The organism is Streptomyces olindensis (assembly GCF_040645895.1).
Lineage (GTDB): Bacteria > Actinomycetota > Actinomycetes > Streptomycetales > Streptomycetaceae > Streptomyces > Streptomyces olindensis.
In genome coordinates this window covers 13,053-32,889 of sequence record NZ_JBEYZD010000065.1, presented here as the reverse complement: position 1 = coordinate 32,889, position 19,837 = coordinate 13,053, and the positions used below count along the sequence as shown (strand labels likewise).

The following is a 19,837-nucleotide window of genomic DNA, read 5'->3' as shown; positions in this document are numbered from 1 at the left end:
GCTCCACCCGGCGCGGGTACAACGCACCGCGGGGGCCGGTCCGTTCGGCACGGACCGGCCCCCGCGGGAAGAGCACGGCCTCCCGGGCGGGAGGCCATCGCCTCAGGTGCGGTGGACTACTGCATGACCGCCATGGCGAGCGCCCGGCGGGCACGCCGGGAGGCGCGCTCCGCCCTGCGCTGCATCCGGCGGGCGGCCGCCAGGCGCACGGCCTGGCGTTCCCGCTCCGCCTCGTGCAGTCGCTCGTGCATATGCGCACGAGCCATGGCTTCTGGGATGAGTTGCATCTGTCGGGTCCTGTTCTGACGCGAGTCCGTCGCGCCGGTGGTGGTGAAGTCTTGGGTCGCGGAGCCTGCGGGCTCGTCGGTGGACGGCTTCATCGGGGCCTGCTTCTGAGGGTCGTGCGTGAGGGGGCGGTCGATCGTTCCTGCGGTGTTCATGCCGTGACCGGGTTCTTGCGCGGGCGGCCACGCGGCCGCTTCCGGGCGACGACGACACCCTGGACGAACAGCTCGCCACCCCAGACGCCCCAGGGCTCACGCCGCTCCTTGGCGCCGGCGAGGCAGGCCTCGACCAGCGGGCAGGTGCGGCAGAGGGACTTCGCGTACTCGACGTCCGCGGGCGACTCGGCGAAGAAGACCTCCGGGTCGTAGGAGCGGCACGGGACGGGTACGCCGAGGTTCTCGATGGCGTCGTCGAGCGCGGTGAGCGCGGTGAGCGGGGTCAAGGTGGAGTCCTCCGTGGAGCCGGGCTTGGGGATCGTGTCGGAAGGCGGTACGGACGGGGCGTGCGCTTCGAGTTGCACGGTTCGTCTTCCTCGTCTGGTCGTTTCCGGCTGTTGGCCGGGGGGCGGCTGGTACCGGGTTCTTTTCTTGTCCCGAGGCTCCTTCGGTCCGTCGTCCCTGGTCAGGGACAAACAGAAGGGCCGCGGATCCCGGATGGGGTTCCGCGGCCCTGAAGGCGCCGGCCTGATCGAATCAGGCTGGATCACTCCAGGGTTCTGGCCCACGGAAGGCCCACATCAGGTGGTGCTGCGTCGTCTGCTTCCGGAATCCGGCACCGGTCGCCGTAAGGGCATAGGCCTGCGCCTGTGCCGCTACTGCCGCTTCCAGTGCCTTGGTCGGTCGCTCATTGCGCTCGCGGACAGGAAGACCCGCGGGAGCAACGGAGGCGGACGCCGGACGGGCGGCACGAATGCCGGACAGACCGGTGCCCAGGTTCGAAACGCCGAGCATGCACGCGGAGACGGCCGAGCGATCGGTCATTTTCACGGTGCTGATGGAGCTGGTGTTGATGCTGATCACTGGACTCGCCTCCTCTCGGCGTCTCGGGGGACTGGGTGAACCAGTCCGACGGATATGCAAGTACAACACGGAATCAGGGCCTTCGAGAAGGCCGCTGCTCTCGTGCCTAAGAACCTATGGGGATTGCTGGGGCATGCGCAAACTATTTTTTCGACGAGTTCGCGTCAGTCCTGATCCGTGTCCCCCGCACTGTACTGGCCTGCGCAGATGGCCAGTACGTCGGCTCCGTAGCGGGTGAGCTTGCGCATCCCGACGCCCGGGATGCGGGCCAGCTCGTGCTCGTCGTCGGGCGCGGTCTCCGCGATCGCCATCAGAGTCCTGTCGGTGAAGACGCAGAAGGCGGGCTGACCACTGCTCCGTGCCTGCTCGGCGCGCCACTCACGGAGCCGCTCGTAGAGGGCCTCGTTCATGTCGGAGGGGCAGTCGTCGCAGCGCATCAGCTTCATCTCGCCCGCGTCGGTCAGCGTGCGGCCGCAGACCCGGCAGCGGGCGGGGGTTCGTTGCACTCGTCTCGGGGCGGAATCCCTGGTTCCGGGGATTCCGCGCTCGATACCGCCCGTGGCGCCGGTGCCGGTGCGGCCGGTGGTGGCCGTGGAGCCGGGGCGCAATCCGTCGAGGAAGCGGCTGGGGCGGCGGCTGGGGCGCCCGCCGGGTGAGCGGGAGAGCGCCCAGGAGAGATGGAGGCGTTCCCGCGCCCGGGTGACACCGACGTAGAGCAGGCGCCGCTCCTCCTCGATCTGCTCGTCGGTCTTCGCGTAGGTGATCGGCATCATGCCCTCGGCGACACCCACCAGGAAGACGACGTCCCACTCCAGGCCCTTGGCAGAGTGCAGGGAGGCGAGGGTGACGCCCTGCACGGTCGGGGCGTGCTGGGCGTTCGCCCGCTCGTCCAGCTCGGCGACGAGGTCCGCCAGGGTGGCGCCCGGCTTGGCGGCGGCGAAGTCCTGCGCGAGGTTCACCAGGGCGGCCAGGGACTCCCAGCGTTCGCGCACGGCACCGGAGCCGGCCGGCGGCTGCGGCGTCCAGCCCTCCCCCGACAGTACGGCGCGCACCTGGGAGGGCAGGTCGACGACGTCGTCCAGGAGGGAGTCGTTGCCGCCGAAGCGGGCCGCGCCGCGCAGGGCGACGCCCGCCTTGCGCACCTCCGGGCGGTCGAAGAACCGCTCGGCACCGCGCAGCTGGTAGGGCACCGCGGCGTCGGCGAGGGCCTGTTCGTAGGTCTCGGACTGGGCGTTCGTACGGAACAGGACGGCGATCTCGGCGGCCGGGACCCCGGAGTCGATGAGCTCGCGGATGCGGCGGGCCGCGCCCTCCGCCTCGGCGGGCTCGTCGGTGTACTCGGTGTAGACCGGCTCGGGTCCCGGGGCGCGCTGCGAGACGAGTTCCAGACGGTGGTCTGCTGCCCTGCCCCTGGCCTGGGCCAGCAGGCCGTTGGCGAGGTGGACGACCTGGGGGGTGGAGCGGTAGTCGCGGACCAGCTTGACGACGGTGGCGCCGGGGTGGCGGGTGCGGAAGTCGAGCAGGTGGTCCGGCGTCGCTCCCGTGAAGGAGTAGATCGTCTGGCTGGCGTCGCCGACCACGCACAGGTTGTCCCGCTCGCCCAGCCACAGCTCCAGCAGGCGCTGCTGGAGGGGGCTGACGTCCTGGTACTCGTCGACAACGAAGTGCTGGTACTGGGCGCGGACCTGCTCGGCGATGTCGTGCCGGTCCTGGAGGACGGCCACCGTCAGCAGCAGCACGTCCTCGAAGTCGATGACGGAGCGCTCGCGCTTGATGTCCTCGTAGGCGGCGTAGAGCTGGGCGATCTCGGCGGGGTCACGGGGCGTCTCGCGGCCGGCCTTGGCGGCGGCGGGCGCGTAGTCGGCGGGGACGGTCTGGGTGACCTTGGACCATTCGATCTCGGCGGTGACGTCCCGCAGCTCGCCCCGGTCGAGGCGGATGCGGCAGGCGGCGGCCGCGTCGGCGACGAGCTGGATCTTGCGGTCGACGAGCCGGGGCATGGAGCCACCGATCGCTTTCGGCCAGAAGTACTGGAGCTGGCGCAGGGCCGCCGAGTGGAACGTACGCGCCTGGACGCCCGCGGCACCGAGCTGGCGCAGCCGGCCGCGCATCTCCCCGGCGGCGCGGTTGGTGAAGGTGACGGCGAGCACGCTGGAGGGGTGCAGGATGCCGGCGCGCACTCCGTAGGCGATGCGGTGGGTGATCGCCCGGGTCTTGCCCGTGCCGGCGCCCGCCAGGACGCACACCGGGCCGTGCAGGGCGGTGGCCACTTCGCGCTGCTCCGGGTCGAGCCCTTCGAGCACCGCGTCGGCCGAGTCCGGTACCTGCGGGAACAGGGTGGAGTGCGTTGCTGCTGTCACACGGCCATGCTGCCAGGTCGTGGGAGACGGCTGCGCCCGGTTGTCCACAGGCAGGCACCGATAGTCGTACTAATGCGGCAGGCGTCACGCCCCGTGCCGCCCGGGTCCCGGGAATGGTGGAGCTTTCACATATGTTCCACCAGCGCGACCGATCGTCCCCGAGCCACCGAAGGAGCACGAGAGACATGCTGGGCACTGTGACGATGTACAGCACCACGTGGTGCGGCTACTGCCGCCGGCTGAAGAGCCAGATGGACCGCGAGGGCATCGCGTACACCGAGATCAACATCGAGCAGGACCCGGAGTCCGCCGCGTTCGTGGAGAAGGCGAATGGCGGAAACCAGACGGTGCCCACCGTCCTGTTCCCGGACGGCTCCACCCTCACCAACCCGTCGCTGGCTCAGGTGAAGCAGAAGATCGGCGCCTAGTCGCCGTGCGGTACTGCGGGAAGGCGGTTCCTGAGGCGACTCAGGGGCCGCCTTCTCGTGGTCTGTCCCACACCATGACGTAGCGCCACAGCAGCGTGCGGCGGAAGTGGCAGCCGGGCAGCAGGCGATCGAGCGCCCGCCGGATCTCCGCCCAGGACATGTGCGCGTCTTCCATGGGCATGCCCGCCGGGCCCCGCTTGCCGCCGTGGAGGCGGGCGAGCAGCAGGCTGGCGGGCACGCCGCACGCGCTGATGAGCCAGTCCAGGGGCGTCCGGTTGGCGGCCATGCCGACGATCACCAGACGGCCGCCCGGCGCCGTGAGCCGGGCGAGGCGGGTGACTGCTTCCTCGAACGGCGCGTGGTGGACCACGGCGACCGCGCTGACGAAGTCGTACGCGCCCTCGGGCAGGGTTCCGCCGGCGAGGTAGTCCGCCTCCAGGTAGCTGACGTTGCCGGGCACGGGCGCGTGCGCGCGGGCGAGCCCGATCATCTCCGGTGACCGGTCCACGCCCGTGACGGACGCCGCCCGTGCCGCGAGCTTGCGGGCGAGCAGTCCGTCCCCGCAGCCGGCGTCCAGGGCCGTGCCGCAGCCCTCCGGTACGGCGGCGAGCACCGCCGGGTGGTGGTGGACGTTGTGGTTCCAGTAGGGATCGGGCACCCGGGCGGCCCCCGTCAGGCGACGCTTCTCGTCGGGAGCGGCTTGCCGTACCAGAGCTCGATCAGGCGGGCCGCGATCGAGATGCCGTAGGGCGGGAGCACCTCGCCGGACTCGAAGGCGGCGCGCAGTTCGTCGCGGGAGAACCAGCGGGCCTCGTGGATCTCGTCGCCGTCGACGTCGATCTCGGTCGTGGTGGCGCGGGCCAGGAAGCCCAGCATGAGGCTGGAGGGGAAGGGCCAGGGCTGGCTGGCGACGTACTCGACCTGGCCGACGGTGATGCCGACCTCCTCGTGGACCTCGCGGCGCACCGACTGCTCGATGGCCTCGCCGGGCTCGACGAAACCGGCGAGGGTCGAGAAGCGGCCCTCGGGCCAGTGGACCTGGCGGCCGAGGAGTATGCGGTCGTCCTCGTCGGTGACGGCCATGATCACGGCGGGGTCCGTGCGCGGGTAGTGCTCGGCGCCGCAGGCCGGGCAGCGGCGGATGTGACCGGCCGCCGCGATGACCGTGCGCTCGCCGCAGCGGGAGCAGAAACGGTGGGTGCGCTGCCAGTTCTCCAGGCCCACCGCGTGCACCATCAGGCCCACGTCACGCGCCGACAGCAGCAGTCCCGCCTCGCGCAGGCCCGCCGGGCGCGCGGACTGGTCCATGCGGCCGGGCAGGGAGTCCTTCTGGAGGGCGAAGTAGCTGACGCCGTCCTCGTCGATGCCGAGGAAGTAGCGGTGTGCCTCGGTGAGGGGGGCCTCGAAGGAGGGGGTCATGACGAGTTCGGTACGCCCGTCCGCCGTCTCGTCGATGAGGACCTGGCCGCCGGAGACCACGAAGCAGCGCGTGGAGGGGTGGCTCCACGCCGCCGCGAGCCAGGCCTCGTCGAGCCGGTGGTGCGCGGCCCGGTCGATGCCGCTCGGGGCGGTGAGTGAGATGGGTCGGTCGGCGTTGTGGTCGGTCCAGGTGGTCACGGGTGCTTCCAACTCCCCCGGTGGAACGGTTGGGTTCGGCGGACTGTTCAGCGGGACGTACGGCGGGAGGCGGCCGGGTCCGGTGGGCTCGGGCGGTGCGGGGCGGCCCTTCCAGTGTGCCCCGCGCGCGTCGCCGGTCCGGACGGCACGGAACGCTCAGGGCGCATGGCGCCAGTGCTCGGCGAGGTCACCCCACAGGTAGGCGGTGGTCTCCACGCCCTTCAGGAGCAGGTCGAGCTCCACTTTCTCGTCCGGGGCGTGCCAGCCGTCGGACGGGACGGAGATGCCGAGGAAGAGCACGGGTGCTCCGAGGACGTCCTGGAGGTCCGCCGCCGGCCCGGAGCCGCCCTCGCGCGTGAAGCGGACCGGCTTGCCGAAGGCCCGGCCCATCGCGCGGGCGACGGACTGCAGGGCGGGGTGGTCCAGCGGCGTCAGGCACGGGCGCGTGGCCCCGCTGAACGTGATCTCGCAGCGGATCCCGTCGGGCACCTGCTGTTCGGCCCACGCCCGGACGGCCTTCTCCACATGGCCGGGGTCCTGGCCCGCCACCAGCCGGAAGGACAGCTTCACCATGGCGGACGACGGGACGATCGTCTTGCTGCCGGGGCCCTGGTAGCCGCCGCCGATGCCGTTGACCTCGGCCGTGGGGCGGGCCCAGACGCGCTCCAGGGTGCTGTACCCGGCCTCTCCCCGGGAGGCGTACGACTTGGCCGCGCGCAGCCACGGTTCCTCGTCGAAGGGCAGCTCGGCGAAGAGTTCCCGCTCGCGGTCGGTGAGCTCGATCACACCGTCGTAGAAGCCGGGGATCGCCACGCGCCCGTGCTCGTCGTGCAGGGCGGCGACCAGGCGGGCCGCCTCGGTCGCCGGATTGGGCACGGCACCGCCGAAGGAACCGGAGTGGATGTCCTGGTCGGGGCCGTACAGCCGTATCTCGCACTCGGCGAGGCCGCGCATGCCCGTGCACACCGTGGGGGTGTCCTCGGACCACATGCCGGTGTCGGAGACGATCACGGCGTCGGCGGCGAGCCGCTCGGTGTGCTGCTCGACCAGGGCCCGGAAGTGCGGCGAGCCCGACTCCTCCTCGCCCTCGATCAGCAGCTTCAGGTGCACGGCCGGGGTGGTACGGCCGGTGACGGCGAGGTGGGCGCGGACGCCGAGGGTGTGGAAGAAGACCTGGCCCTTGTCGTCGGCCGCCCCGCGCGCGTAGAGGCGGTTTCCGCGCACGACCGGCTCGAAGGGCTCGCTGTCCCAGCCGTCCTCGCGGGCGGCGGGCTGGACGTCGTGGTGGCCGTAGACCAGCACGGTGGGTGCCTGTGGGTCGTCGCAGGGCCACTCGGCGTAGACGGCGGGTGCCCCCGGAGTCTCCCAGACCTCGGCCGTCGGGAAGCCCGTCTCCTGCAGCTTGGCGGCGAGCCAGTCGGCGCTGCGTCGTACGTCGGGCGCGTGGTCCGGCTGGGCCGACACCGACGGGATCCGCAGCCACTCGGCGAGGTCGTCGAGGAAGGCGCCGCGATGCTGCTCGATGTACGTACGGACGACGCTGTCCGGGGTCTGGCTCATGGTCACGAGCCTATCGGCCCGCACTGACGTCCTCGGAGTGCGGTTCCTCACCGGGCTGCCCGCCGGGCGGTTCGTCCAGGAGCAGCCGCTCCAGGGCGGCGCGGTCCGGCAGCTCCTCGGGGCGTACGACCTCCCCGGTGCGTACGTACAGGAACGCGGCCGTGACCGACTCCGGGGGCACGCCCTGCTGCTCGGCCCAGGCGAGGCGGTAGACGGCGAGCTGGAGGGGGTCCGCGGTGCGGGAGCGGCTGGTCTTCCAGTCGACGATCTCGTACGTCGCGTCCTCCCCGTCGCCCTCCTTGTAGACGGCGTCGATGCGGCCCCGGACGACGCGGCCGGCGATCGTGAGATGGAAGGGGGCCTCGACCCGGTAGGGCGTGCGGTGCGCGTAGGGGGTGCGCTCGAAGGCGTCCTTGAGGGCCTCCAGGTCCCGTTCGTCGGCGATCTCGGCCTCGCTGCCGGGCAGTTCCTCCGGCTCCAGCATGGGCAGCGTCAGCTCTTCGAAGCGGGCCTCGACCCAGGCGTGGAAGCGGGTGCCCCTGCGGGCGGCGGGCTGGGGCGGCCGGGGCATGGGGCGGGCCAGCTCCTGCGCGAAGCCGTCCGGGTCGGCGGCGAGGCTCAGCAGCTGGGACGCCGTGAGGGAGGCGGGCAGGGGCACTTCGGTGACGCTGTCGCGGGCACGCAGGAGCTCGCCGGTGAGGGCGTCGAGGTCGCGGTCCCAGGAGGCGACGGTGCGGGCCTCCTCGGGGGTGAGGCGGGGGTACTCCCCGGCGTGCGGGAGCTGCGGTGGGGCCGCCTGGCGGGGGACGGTGGGGCGGCGGTCCGCGGGCCGGGCGTCGCCGCCCGCCGGGGGTTCGCCGAAGGCCTCTTCCACGGGGGGCTCGCCGGAGGGGGCCTCGCCCTCGCCGGAGGTGGCCATGTCGAAGGAGCCCTCGTCAAAGGGGCCCTGTTGGAAGGGATCCTGGTCGAAGGGACCGTCGTCGAACGGGTCCGGTTCGTCGTACGGAGGCTCGTCGTCCTCGGGCGGCGGGGGCCACTCCGGGTCGTCGAGGGCATCGGGGTCGTGCACGGCCGCGGGATGCCCGTCCTCGTGGGACGCGAGGTCCTCCAGGTGGGCCAGGACCGTCTCAGCGGCGGCGCGGCGGCGGGCCAGGGCGGTCTCGTCCAGGGGCAGGGGCCAGACCTGCTCCGCCGTGGCCTGGTGGAGGGCCGGGTTCTCCTCGTCGTCGGCGGGTTCGTCCGCCCAGGCCTCGATCTCGCCGTACCCGGCCTCGCAGTGCTCGTAGAGGGCCTGGAGGAACGGGGACGGTCCGCGGCGCTTCTTCTGGGTGGGTCCCCACCAGTGGCCGGAGCCGAGGAGCAGGGAGCGGGGGCGGGTGAAGGTGACGTACCCGAGGCGGAGTTCCTCGGTGTGCTGGTGCTCCTTCATCGCCTCGTGGAAGGCCTTCAGGCCCCTGGCGTCCCAGGAGGGCACGTCGGGCAGGGTGTCGGCGTCGCCGCGCAGCCCGTGCGGCAGGACCTTGCCCTGGGAGGTCCACTTCTCGCGGCCCTGGCTGCTGGGGAAGGTGCCGGTGACCAGGCCGGGGACGACCACGACGTCCCACTCCAGGCCCTTGGACTTGTGGGCGGTGAGCACCTTGACGGTGTTCTCACCGCCGGGGAGGGCGTTGTCGAGGCCCTTCTCGTACTGGGCGGCGGTGCGCAGGAAGCCGAGGAAGGCGAGCAGGGTCGCCTCGTTGTCGCCGGCGGCGAAGGAGGCGGCGATGTCCAGGAAGTTGGACAGGGTCTCGCGCCGGCGGGCGGCCAGGGCGTGCGGCGAGGCGGACAGCTCGACTTCCAGGCCGGTGACGGCAAGGACGCGGTGCAGGACGTCCATCAGCGGGTCGGCCAGGGAGCGGCGCAGCTCGCGCAGCTCGGTGGCGAGGCGGGCGAAGCGCACGCGCGCGTCGGGCGAGAAGGGCAGTCCGTCGTCGTCCCCGTGGCCGTCGAGCGGCGTCTCCAGGAACGTGTCGAGGGCGTCCGCGAGCGAGATCACCTCGGACGGGTCGACTCCCTCGACGGCCTCGGCGAGGCGGCGGTCCGGGTCGTCGTCGCCCTCCACGCGCGCGTGGGACACCAGCAGCCGGGCGCGGCGGCCCAGCAGGGCGAGGTCGCGCGGGCCGATGCGCCAGCGCGGGCCGGTCAGCAGGCGCACCAGGGCGGCGTTGGCGCCGGGGTCCTGGAGGACCTCGCAGACGGCGACGAGGTCGGCGATCTCGGGCAGGTGCAGCAGGCCGGACAGGCCGACGACCTCGACCGGGATGTCCCGGGCCACCAGGGCGCCCTGGATCTCGGCGAAATCGGTCGCCGTGCGGCACAGGACGGCGATCTCGCCGGGTGCCGTCCCGGTGCGGACGAGGTGGGCGACGGAGTCCGCGGCCCAGTCGATCTCCTCGGCGTGGGTGCGCAGCAGGGCACAGCGGACCACGCCGTCGCGCTCGGCCCCGGGCGCCGGGCGGAGGGCCTCCACGCCCGCGTGCAGGGCGCGCAGGGGCTCCGCGAGGCCGTTGGCGAGGTCGAGGAGGCGGCCGCCGCTGCGGCGGTTCTCGCTGAGGGCCTGGCGGGTCGCGGGGCGGCCGTCGGCGTGGGCGAAGTGCTCGGGGAAGTCGTCGAGGTTGGCGACGGAGGCGCCGCGCCAGCCGTAGATCGCCTGGCAGGGGTCGCCGACGGCGGTGACGGGGTGGCCGGTGCCCTCGCCGAACAGGCCGGCCAGGAGGACGCGTTGGGCGACCGAGGTGTCCTGGTACTCGTCGAGCAGGACCACCCGGAACTCGTCGCGCAGGACGCGGCCCACCTCGGGGATCTTCGCGAGCTGTGCGGACAGGGCGATCTGGTCGCCGAAGTCGAGCAGGTCCCGCTCGCGCTTGGCGGCCCGGTAGCGCGTCACCAGTTCGGCCAGCTCGCGGCGGGCGGCGGCCGCCTCGGGCACCTTGCGCAGGTCGGCGTTGGTGAGCTTGGCTCCGCGCAGGGTCAGCAGCAGTTCGGCGTCGTACGCGCGCAGCGCCTCGGGGCGTACGAGGTGCTCGGCCAGTTCGGCGTCGAGGGCGAGGAGGTCGCCGACGAGGTCCGCGAAGGACCGGGTCAGCGCCGGGTGGGGCCCGGGTGACTCGCGCAGCACGCGCGCGGCGAGCTGGAAGCGGGTGGCGTCGGCGAGCAGCCGGGACGTGGGCTCCAGGCCGATGCGCAGGCCGTGGTCGGTCAGCAGGCGGCCCGCGAAGGCGTGGTACGTGGAGATCACCGGCTCGCCCGGTGGGTTGTCCGGGTCGATGGCGTCCGGATCGGTGACGCCGGCCCTGACGAGCGCCTTGCGGACGCGCTCGGCGAGCTCGGCGGCGGCCTTGTTGGTGAAGGTGAGGCCGAGCACCTGCTCGGGGGCGACCTGGCCGGTGCCGACCAGCCACACCACGCGTGCCGCCATCACCGTCGTCTTGCCCGAGCCGGCCCCGGCCACGATCACCTGCGGGGCGGGCGGCGCGGTGATGCAGGCCGTCTGCTCCGGGGTGAAGGGGATGCCGAGGAGCTCCTTGAGCTGTTCGGGGTCGGTGATACGGGCTGGCACAACGAAAGAGGCTAGCGGCGGGCACTGACAGCGGCGGCACGATCTGCTGTCCCGGGTGGAAGAACCGCAGGTCAGCTCATGTGGTGCGATGGATCACTCCACGACGTGACGCCCCTCCTGACGCGCGCTGCACGAGGCCCGGAACGCGCAGTGCGTGCAGTGCTGCCCGGCGGTCGGCGTGAACCGTTCGTCGAGGACCTTCCCGGCGGCGGTCGCCAGCAGATCGCCGACCCACTCCCCCTCCAGCGGCTCCTGGGCCTGCACCTTGGGCAGGTCCTCGCCGCCGTCGCGCCGGGCGGCGCCCTGGCGGAGGTGGACGAGTTCGGCCCCGCCCGGCTCGGGTCGCACGCCGTCGAAGACCTCGTCGACGGCGCCCTCCCGGACGGCCAGCTGGTAGACGGCGAGCTGCGGGTGGCGCTCCACCTCCTTCCCGGTGGGCACCTGCTTGCCGGTCTTGAAGTCGACGACGTAGGCGCGGCCGTCGCCGTCGGCCTCGACGCGGTCCATCTGGCCGCGGATGCGCACCTGGTAGTCACCCGCCTCGAGGGTGACGTCGAAGTCGTGCTCGCTGGCCACCGGAGTGCGCCCGGCGCGGTCCATGACGTGCCACTGGAGGAAGCGTTCGAGCGCCACGCGCGCGTTGTCCTTCTCCTGCTCCGACTTCCACGGCGCGTCGAAGGCGAGGGCGTTCCACACGGAGTCGAGGCGTTCCATGAGGACGGAGAGGTCGGCCGGGGTGCGCCCGGAGGCGACCTCGTCGGCGAGGACGTGCACCACGTTGCCGAACCCCTGCGCGGCGGTCGCGGGCGCGTCGGCCTTCACCTCACGGCCCAGGAACCACTGCAGGGCACAGGTGTTGGCGAGTTGGTCGAGCGCGCTGCCGGAGAGCACGACGGGCTGATCGCGGTTGCGCAGCGGCACCTTGGACTCGGTCGGCTCGAACATGCCCCACCAGCGGTAGGGGTGCGCGGAGGGCACCAGGGGGCGGCCGTCCTCGTCGGCGAGGGCGGCGAGCCGGGCCAGCCGGCGGGCGGCGGCCTCCCTCAGGGCGTCGGAGACGCGCGGGTCGACCGTGGTGGCGCGCAGTTCGGCGACGAGTGCCGCGACGGACAGGGGGCGGCGCGGGCGCCCGGTGACGTCCTTGGGTTCGACGCCGAGTTCGGTCAGGAACCGGGAGGGCTGGTCGCCGTCGTCGGCGGGGGCCTTGACGGCCGTGACGACGAGCCGTTCACGCGCGCGTGTGGCGGCCACGTAGAACAGGCGGCGCTCCTCGGCGAGCAGCGCGCCGGGGGTGAGGGGTTCGGCGAGTCCGTCGCGGCCGATGCGGTCGGCTTCCAGCAGGGAGCCGCGACGGCGCAGGTCCGGCCACAGGCCCTCCTGGACGCCCGCGACGACCACGAGGCGCCATTCCAGCCCCTTGGAGCGGTGCGCGGTCATCAGGCGGACGGCGTCGGGGCGTACGGCACGCCGGGTGAGGGTGTCGGCGGCGATGTCCTCGGCGTCGATCTCCTCCAGGAAGTTCAGCGCGCCCCGGCCGCCGGAGCGTTCCTCGGCGCGGGCAGCGGTCGCGAACAGGGCGCAGACCGCGTCCAGGTCGCGGTCCGCGTTGCGTCCGGCAGCACCGCCCCGGCGGGCGGCCCGCTCCAGACGGCCGGGCCAGGGGGTGCCCTCCCAGAGGTCCCACAGCGCCTCTTCGGCCGTGCCGCCGCCGGCCAGCCGCTCCCGGGCCTTGCGCAGCAGCGCGCCGAGGCGCTGGGCGCCACGCGCGTACGCGGGGTCGTGCACGGCGAGGCGCTCCGGCTCCGCGAGGGCCCGCGCGAGCAGCACGTCGGAGGGCGGCGGCAGTGGATTGCCCGCGGCCCGCTCCTCGTCCCGCAGGGCCCGGCCGAGACGGCGCAGGTCGGCGGCGTCCATGCTCGCCAGGGGGGAGGTGAGGAGGGCGAGGGCGGTCTCGGTGTCGAGCCAGCCGGGCCCGGACTCGCCGGATCCCGCGTCTCCGGACCGCCCGGACCCTCCGGACGCTCTGTCCGCCGCCGCGTCTCCGGACCGCCCGGACGCACCGTCTGCCAGCGCGCCGTCTCCCTGCCTTCCGGACGCACTGTCCACCGCCGCGCCGGAGACCACGTCTCCGGACCGTCCGGACGCACCGTCCGCCAGCGCGCCGTCTCCGTGCCCTCCGGACGCACTGTCTGCCACCGCGCCGGAGGCCACGTCTCCGGACCGTCCGGACGCACCATCCGCCAGCGCGCCGTCTCCCCGCCTTCCGGACGCACTGTCTGCCACCGCCCTGGAGGCACCGTCCGCGAGCCCGTCTGCCCGCGCCACCTCCGCCGAGGCCACCGCCCGAAGCGCCGTCAGCAGCGGCGCCACGGCGGGTTCATGGCGCAGTGGCACGTCGTCGCCGTCGACGTCCACGGGGACGCCCGCCGCCGACAGGGCGCGGCGCAGCGTGGGGATGGTCCGGGAACCGGCGCGTACCAGGACGGCCATCTCGCTCCACGGGACGCCGTCCTCCAGGTGGGCCCTGCGGAGGATGTCGGCGATGTTGTCCAGCTCCGTCCCGGCCGTCGGGTACGTGTACGCCTCGACGCGGCCGCCGTCCCGGACCGAGGCGAGTTCGCGATGGGCGCGCACCTTCTCGGCGGGCAGCCGGGTCAGCGGCATGCGCTGGGTCAGCAGCCGCGTGGCGGCCAGCAGGGCGGCGCCGGAGCGGCGGGACGTGCGCAGCACCGCGACGGGGGCCGGACGGCCGTCCGCGCGCGGGAAGGCGTGCGGGAACTCCAGGATGCCGTTCACGTCCGCCCCGCGGAACGCGTAGATCGACTGGTCGGGGTCTCCGAAGGCGACCAGGGTGCGCCCGCCGCCGGCCAGGGCGTGCAGCAGCCGCACCTGGGCGGGATCCGTGTCCTGGTACTCGTCGACGTAGACGGCGTCGTAGCGGGCGGCGAGCCGGGCGGCGATCTCGGGGCGGCGGGCGAGGAGCACCGCGCGGTGGACGAGTTCCGCGTAGTCGATCACGCCCTGCAGGTCCAGCACGTCGAGGTACTCGGCGAGGAAGGCGGCAGCGGCACGCCAGTCGGGGCGTCCCGTGCGGCGGGCGAAGGCGTCCAGGGCGTCGGGCCCGAGGCCGAGTTCACGGGTGCGGGCGAGGACCGCGCGGACCTCGTCGGCGAAACCGCGCGTGGTCAGGCAGGCGCGCAGTTCGTCCGGCCAGCGCACGTGTGCGAGTCCGAGCCGCTCCAGGTCCACCTGGCCCGCGAGCAGCTCACGCACCGAGACGTCCTGCTCGGGGCCGGACAGCAGCCGCAGCGGCTCCACGAACAGGTCGCTGTCCTGGTGGGCGCGGACCAGGGCGTAGCAGAACGAGTGGAAGGTGGTCGCCTGGGGGGCGCGGGCCGCCCCGGTGCGCAGGGCCATGCGGTCGCGCAGTTCGACGGCCGCGCGGCGGCTGAACGTGAGCACCAGGATGCGCTCGGGGTCGCCGCCCCGGGCGATCCGCTCGGCGACGGACTCGACGAGCGTGGTGGTCTTGCCGGTGCCCGGGCCTGCGAGGACGAGCAGCGGACCGGCCGCGTGGTCAACCACGGAGCGCTGCGAGGCGTCCAAAAGAGGGGGGTCCACCCGGGCAGGAGGGGTACGTACCAGTCGGTAAGCGCCACGGCTCCCCCGCCGCACCCGGGGGTGCGACAGGCCGCTGGTGGAGGAAGAGGAGCTCACGTGGTTCGCCGGTCCTGGTGGAAGTGCTGGTTGGCGGGCCGCCGCGCGTGGCGGGCGGTGACCGCGGGGTGACGGGGGCACGTGCAGCCGACGCTACGCCGACCGGCGAGGCGGAAGCAGGGCTTCCCCTTTTTCCCGCCGGCCACTCACGGCACTCGTGCCCCTCGTCTCACGAACGTACGTCATGCCGCCGGTGTGCCCCGATTACCCCGTCCGGATCACGGGTCACACAGGAGGCGGTCCGATGGCGGAAGCTGTCAGGTGTGACCCTCCGCGCGTTCGCCGCCGTCCCACCGCGCCCGTCTCATGTCGATGCGTGGCAGGTGTCCCCCGGCGGCGCGGCTCGCCTGCTTGAGCGGCGTGCCCTCCGCCCGGTAGTGACCGAGCGCCCGCTGCTCGTGCCCCGGGAGCAGCACGCCGTCCGCCCGGACCACGCGCCACCAGGGAACGGCTCCTCCGTAGAGCGCCATCACCCGGCCGACCTGGCGCGGTCCGCCCTCCTCCAGCCATTCGGCGACGTCCCCGTATGTCATGACACGGCCCGGCGGAATCAGTTCGGCGACGTCGAGGACCCGCTCGGCGTACTCGGGCAGCGCTTGCGCGCCCTCGTCCTCGAACCGGCCCCCGTCAGGGCTCTCCTCACTCATCCGCCCCATCCTGCCCCACCCCACCGACAACGGGACGTGCCCGCCCCCGAGCGTTTCCCTCGCCCGGCAGGAGCGCGTCGGGCAGACTGTCCGCCCCCGCATGTGCACCCTGATGCCCCCGTGTGTCGGTGCGGCATGCCACCATCGTGCGGGCGGTGACCGGTGATACGAGACCAAGAAGAGACGATGAAGCAGCAGGGTGCGCACCCCGAGGACCCGGAGGGCACCTCTGACGCTTCGTCGCGCCCGGATTCCCCGGACGACGGCCCCAAGACGGCCGGGAAGCAGGTCCGGGCGGACGCCGAGGAGGCCGACACCGCGTACGTCGACGAGGTGGAGGGCGACGAACCGCTGCTCCCCGCGCGCGTGCACCGCCCGTCCGACCTGATGCGGCTCCTGGTGGGCGTGCTCGCGGTCGCGGTGCTGATCGGGATCGCCGCGTTCGCGCACGGCACCACCTCGGGCCTGGAACAGGACATCAACAAGGGCACCGGACAGGCGCCCGACCTGCTCATCAAGATCGCGGGCCTGGCCTCCAGCATCGCGATCCTGCTGGTGCCGGTCGCCTTCGCCATCGAGCGGCTGATCAAACGGGACGGGCTCAGGATCGCCGACGGTGTGCTCGCGGCCGTCCTGGCGCACGGAGTGACGCTTGCCACGGACCTGTGGGTCGCCCGGGCCGCCCCGGACTCCATCCAGGAGGCGCTCACCCAGCCCTCCCCCGGCGACATCCACGCACTGACCGATCCCGTGCACGGCTATCTGGCCCCGGTCATCGCGTACATGACCGCCGTCGGCATGTCCCGCAGGCCGAGATGGCGCGCGGTGCTCTGGGTCGTGCTGCTCCTCGACGCCTTCTCGATGCTCGTGACGGGGTACACGACACCGTTCTCGATCATCCTCACCGTGCTGATCGGCTGGACCGTGGCCTACGGCACGCTCTACGCGGTCGGCTCGCCGAACGTCCGGCCCACCGGGCAGACGCTGATGGCCGGTCTGCGGACCGTCGGCTTCCGCCCCGTCAGCGCCTCGCGCGAGGACGTCCCGGACCACAACCCGGACACCGGGGACCGGGGCCGACGCTACTTCGTCACCCTCGAGGACGGTCCCCCGCTGGACGTGACCGTCGTCGACCGGGAGCAGCAGGCCCAGGGCTTCTTCTACCGCGCCTGGCGGAACCTCACCCTGCGCGGCTTCGCCACCCGCAGCAGCCTCCAGTCGCTGCGTCAGGCCCTGGAACAGGAGGCGCTCCTGGCCTACGCGGCCATCGCGGCCGGCGCCAACGCGCCCAAGCTCATCGCCACCTCCGAGCTCGGCCCCGACGCCGTGATGCTCGTCTACGAGCACAGCGGCGGCCGCACCCTCGACTCGCTGCCGGACGAGGAGATCACCGACGACCTGCTGCACGACACCTGGCACCAGGTGAAGGCGCTGCAGTCCCGGCGTATCGCGCACCGCAGGCTGGTGGGCGACGCGATTCTGGTGGATCGTTCCGGCACGGTGATCCTCACCGACCTGCGGGTCGGCGAGATCGCGGCCGGCGACCTGCTGCTGCGCATGGACACCTCCCAGCTGCTGGTCACCCTCGGCCTCCGGGTGGGCGCCGAGCGGGCGGTGGCCTCCGCGGTGAACGTGCTCGGCCCGGACGCCGTGGCGGACTGCCTGCCGATGCTCCAGCCCATCGCGCTGAGCCGCTCCACGCGCGCGACGCTGCGCAGACTGGCCCGGGAGCGGGCCCAGCGCGAGCGCGACGCGGTCCTGGAGGCGTCCCGGCAGAACAAGCAGGCACGCCTGGAGGAGGCCTCGGACGAGACCGCTCCGGTGCTGGAGAAGCCCGACAAGAAGGCCGTACGGGCGGAGCAGCGGGCCGAGAAGCGGGCCATCGACGAGGCCCTGGAGGAGGCGCGCGAGGAGGATCTGCTGACGCAGATCCGGCACGAGGTGCTGCGGATCAGGCCGCAGGCACCGGTGGAGCCGGCCCGGCTGGAGCGGGTGCGGCCGCGCACGCTGATCAGTTTCATGGCGGGCGCGATCGGCGCGTACTTCCTGCTGACGCAGCTCACGCACATCGAGTTCGGGCCGCTCATCGCGAACGCCGAGTGGGGCTGGGTCGCGGCGGCCGTGCTGTTCTCGATGTGCAGCTACATCGCGGCGGCGATGGCGCTGCTGGGCTTCGTGCCCGAGCGGGTGCCGTTCCTGCGGACCGTGGCGGCGCAGGTCGCCGGGTCCTTCGTGAAGATCGTCGCCCCGGCGGCGGTGGGCGGAGTCGCCCTGAACACGCGCTTCCTGCAGCGCGCGGGAGTGCGACCGGGGCTGGCGGTGGCGAGTGTGGGCGCGTCGCAGCTGTTCGGGCTCGGCTGCCACATCCTGATGCTGCTGTCCTTCGGCTATCTGACCGGCACGGAGAAGACGCCGTCGCTGTCGCCGTCCCGGACGGTCATCGCCGGCCTGCTGACGGTGGCGGTGCTCGTGCTCGTGGTGACCTCCGTGCCGTTCCTGCGGAAGTTCGTCGTCACGCGCGTGAGGTCGCTGTTCGCGGGTGTCGTGCCGCGCATGCTGGACGTGCTCCAGCGGCCGCAGAAGCTGGTCACCGGCATCGGCGGCATGCTGCTGCTGACCGCCTGCTTCGTGATGTGCCTGGACGCGTCGATCCGCGCCTTCGGCGACGAGTCCACCTCGATCAGCCTCGCCAGCGTCGCCGTCGTCTTCCTCGCGGGCAACGCCCTCGGGTCCGCGGCACCGACACCGGGCGGTGTGGGCGCGGTGGAGGCGACCCTGACGGTCGGCCTGATCGCCGTCGGGCTCCCCAAGGAGGTCGCGGCACCGGCGGTCCTGCTGTTCCGCCTGCTGACGCTGTGGCTGCCCGTGCTGCCGGGCTGGCTGGCCTTCAACCACCTCACCCGCAAGCAAGCGCTCTGACGCGACCGCGCGACGCGCACTCCGGCACCATCGGCACCTGCTCCCTCGTACGGCACGCGTCCCGCGCGCCCGGCACCGCGCCGCCGCAGGATGGAACCATGCCAACCCGCCTCCGGCTGCGCGCCGCCGCCCTCACCGCCACCGCCCTGCTGCTGGCCACCGTGCCGACGGGCTGCGGAAACGGCGACGCCGAGGACGAGGACCTCACGCGGCAGGAGCTTGACTGGGAGGCCTGCGCGGCCCCGTCCGACGCACAGGGCGGAGGCGCCCCGCCCTCGCCGCTGCCGGACGGCGGCGAGTGGCAGTGCGCCACGATGAAGGCGCCCCTCGACTGGAACGACCCCGAGGGCGACACGATCGGCCTCGCACTGATCCGCGCCAGGGCCGACGACGCGAGCCGGCGCATCGGCTCGCTCATCTTCAACTTCGGCGGGCCAGGCGGCTCGGGCGTCTCCTCGCTGCCCGCCTTCGCGGAGGGCTACGAGACCCTGCGCAGCCGCTACGACCTGGTCAGCTTCGACCCCCGCGGCGTCGGCCGCAGCGCCCCCGTGATCTGCGAGAACGACCAGCAGCTCGACGCGTACTTCCAGCAGGACGCCACGCCCGACGACGCCGCCGAGCGCACCGAGCTGCTGGACAACACCAAGGAGTTCAACGAGGCCTGCGAGCAGAACTCGAAGAAGGTGCTGCCGCACGTGCGCACCACCGACGCGGCCCGGGACCTGGACCTGATGCGCCAGGTCCTCGGCGACGGCAAGCTGCACTACTTCGGCATCTCCTACGGCACCGAACTCGGCGGCGTCTACGCCCACCTGTTCCCCAAGCGGGTCGGCCGCGCCGTGTTCGACGCCGTCGTCGACCCTACGCAGAACTCCGAACAGGGCTCGCTCGGGCAGGCGAAGGGCTTCCAGCTCGCGCTGGACAACTTCGCCCAGGACTGCGTCTCCAAGGCCGAGGAGTGCCCCATCGGCACGAGCGCCCAGGACGTGAAGAACCGTATCGCCAGGCTGCTGGAGGACCTCGACAGCCGGCCCATCCCGGGCGTCTTCCCGCGCGAACTGACCCAGACCGCGGCGACCAGCGGCATCGCACAGGCGCTGTACTCGCAGGACTTCTGGGAGTACCTCACCCAGGGCCTGCAGCAGGCGTACAGCGGTGACGGCAGCATCCTGCTGCTGCTGTCCGACTCCATGAACGGCCGCGAGGAGAACGGCGAGTACAGCAACCTCGCCGCCGCCAACACCGCCATCAACTGCGCCGACGACAAACCCCGCTACGACACGGCGTACGTCGAGCGGAAGCTGCCCGAGTTCCGCGCGGCGTCCGCCCTGTTCGGCGACTACCTGGCCTGGGGCATGATCAGTTGCACCGACTGGGCGGTGCCGGGGGCCGCCGACCACCCCGACGTGAGCGCGCCGGGCTCGGCGCCGATCCTGGTCGTCGGCAACACGGGCGACCCTGCCACCCCGTACGAGGGCGCGCGGAAGATGGTGGACGCGCTGGGCGAGGGCGTCGGGGTCGAGCTGACGTACCGGGGGCAGGGGCACGGCGCCTACGACAGCGAGAACAAGTGCGTGCGGGGCGCCGTGAACGGCTATCTGCTGGACGGAAAGGTGCCGAGGGCGGGGACCGTCTGCACCTGACCCCGGCCCGAACCCCATAAACGCGCAGGCCAGAAGGTTATCCA

The 19,837-nt window shown here is 72.9% G+C and carries 12 protein-coding genes and 1 pseudogene; 3 read left to right on the top strand and 10 right to left on the bottom strand.

Annotation, left to right across the window (positions count from 1 at the left end; all coding sequences use genetic code 11):
* Positions 1-116 precede the first annotated feature (116 nt).
* The 4 genes and pseudogenes from ABZ948_RS31680 to ABZ948_RS31665 form a co-directional block, all read right to left on the bottom strand.
* The gene (locus ABZ948_RS31680) at positions 117-440 is read right to left on the bottom strand and encodes a putative WhiB-interacting protein (protein WP_359765319.1); all 324 of its coding nucleotides are present in this window, start codon (positions 438-440) and stop codon (positions 117-119) included.
* A complete protein-coding gene (locus tag ABZ948_RS31675) occupies positions 437-805 on the bottom strand; it encodes a WhiB family transcriptional regulator (RefSeq protein WP_356199600.1) in 369 nt (122 codons plus the stop codon). Before ABZ948_RS31675 ends, ABZ948_RS31680 begins: the two co-directional genes overlap by 4 nt.
* A 172-nt stretch (positions 806-977) precedes the next feature.
* The gene (locus tag ABZ948_RS31670) at positions 978-1,304 is read right to left on the bottom strand and encodes a hypothetical protein (protein WP_359765317.1); all 327 of its coding nucleotides are present in this window, start codon (positions 1,302-1,304) and stop codon (positions 978-980) included.
* 164 nt (positions 1,305-1,468) lie between these two features.
* Positions 1,469-3,752, bottom strand: a pseudogene (locus ABZ948_RS31665) (ATP-dependent DNA helicase UvrD2).
* A 97-nt stretch (positions 3,753-3,849) separates the two neighbouring features.
* Between ABZ948_RS31665 and ABZ948_RS31660 the strand changes: the two are divergent.
* Positions 3,850-4,092 carry a mycoredoxin gene (locus ABZ948_RS31660; protein WP_003992805.1) on the top strand — a complete coding sequence of 81 codons (243 nt, stop codon included), beginning with the start codon at positions 3,850-3,852 and terminating at the stop codon, positions 4,090-4,092.
* Positions 4,093-4,132: 40 nt separating this feature from the next.
* On the opposite strand, the gene ABZ948_RS31655 is transcribed toward ABZ948_RS31660, so the two are convergent.
* The 6 genes from ABZ948_RS31655 to ABZ948_RS31630 form a co-directional block, all read right to left on the bottom strand.
* Positions 4,133-4,750 (bottom strand): class I SAM-dependent methyltransferase, encoded by a 618-nt coding sequence (locus tag ABZ948_RS31655; RefSeq protein ID WP_359765315.1) that lies wholly within the window; start codon positions 4,748-4,750, stop codon positions 4,133-4,135.
* 14 nt (positions 4,751-4,764) lie between these two features.
* Positions 4,765-5,709, bottom strand: coding sequence for an NAD(+) diphosphatase (nudC, locus tag ABZ948_RS31650; protein ID WP_190049454.1), 945 nt, complete (start codon positions 5,707-5,709; stop codon positions 4,765-4,767).
* 156 nt (positions 5,710-5,865) lie between these two features.
* Entirely contained in the window at positions 5,866-7,269 is a 1,404-nt protein-coding gene (locus tag ABZ948_RS31645) for a dipeptidase (RefSeq protein WP_359765313.1), read from the bottom strand.
* Positions 7,270-7,279: 10 nt separating this feature from the next.
* A complete protein-coding gene (locus ABZ948_RS31640; RefSeq protein WP_359765311.1) occupies positions 7,280-10,867 on the bottom strand; it encodes an ATP-dependent helicase in 3,588 nt (1,195 codons plus the stop codon).
* 93 nt (positions 10,868-10,960) lie between these two features.
* Entirely contained in the window at positions 10,961-14,584 is a 3,624-nt protein-coding gene (locus ABZ948_RS31635; protein WP_359765310.1) for an ATP-dependent helicase, read from the bottom strand.
* Between the two features lie 257 nt (positions 14,585-14,841).
* Positions 14,842-15,231 (bottom strand): MGMT family protein, encoded by a 390-nt coding sequence (locus tag ABZ948_RS31630; RefSeq protein ID WP_389612391.1) that lies wholly within the window; start codon positions 15,229-15,231, stop codon positions 14,842-14,844.
* A gap of 186 nt (positions 15,232-15,417) precedes the next feature.
* Here ABZ948_RS31630 and ABZ948_RS31625 point away from each other — a divergent pair, with 186 nt between their 5' ends.
* Together ABZ948_RS31625 and ABZ948_RS31620 are read left to right on the top strand one after the other, a co-directional pair.
* Positions 15,418-18,150, top strand: coding sequence for a lysylphosphatidylglycerol synthase domain-containing protein (locus ABZ948_RS31625; RefSeq protein WP_359765306.1), 2,733 nt, complete (start codon positions 15,418-15,420; stop codon positions 18,148-18,150).
* Between the two features lie 98 nt (positions 18,151-18,248).
* Positions 18,249-19,793, top strand: a complete 1,545-nt coding sequence (locus tag ABZ948_RS31620; protein ID WP_359765304.1) for an alpha/beta hydrolase — start codon at positions 18,249-18,251, stop codon at positions 19,791-19,793.
* Positions 19,794-19,837: the final 44 nt, after the last annotated feature.

What these genes read in the sequence shown, in the direction of transcription:
- ABZ948_RS31680 (WP_359765319.1), bottom strand. Translation starts at nt 440, where the DNA reads ATGAACACCGCAGGAACGATCGACCGCCCCCTCACGCACGACCCTCAG.
- ABZ948_RS31660 (WP_003992805.1), top strand. Translation starts at nt 3,850, where the DNA reads ATGCTGGGCACTGTGACGATGTACAGCACCACGTGGTGCGGCTACTGC.
- ABZ948_RS31645 (WP_359765313.1), bottom strand. Translation starts at nt 7,269, where the DNA reads ATGAGCCAGACCCCGGACAGCGTCGTCCGTACGTACATCGAGCAGCAT.
- ABZ948_RS31630 (WP_389612391.1), bottom strand. Translation starts at nt 15,231, where the DNA reads ATGAGTGAGGAGAGCCCTGACGGGGGCCGGTTCGAGGACGAGGGCGCG.
- ABZ948_RS31625 (WP_359765306.1), top strand. Translation starts at nt 15,418, where the DNA reads ATGAAGCAGCAGGGTGCGCACCCCGAGGACCCGGAGGGCACCTCTGAC.
- ABZ948_RS31620 (WP_359765304.1), top strand. Translation starts at nt 18,249, where the DNA reads ATGCCAACCCGCCTCCGGCTGCGCGCCGCCGCCCTCACCGCCACCGCC.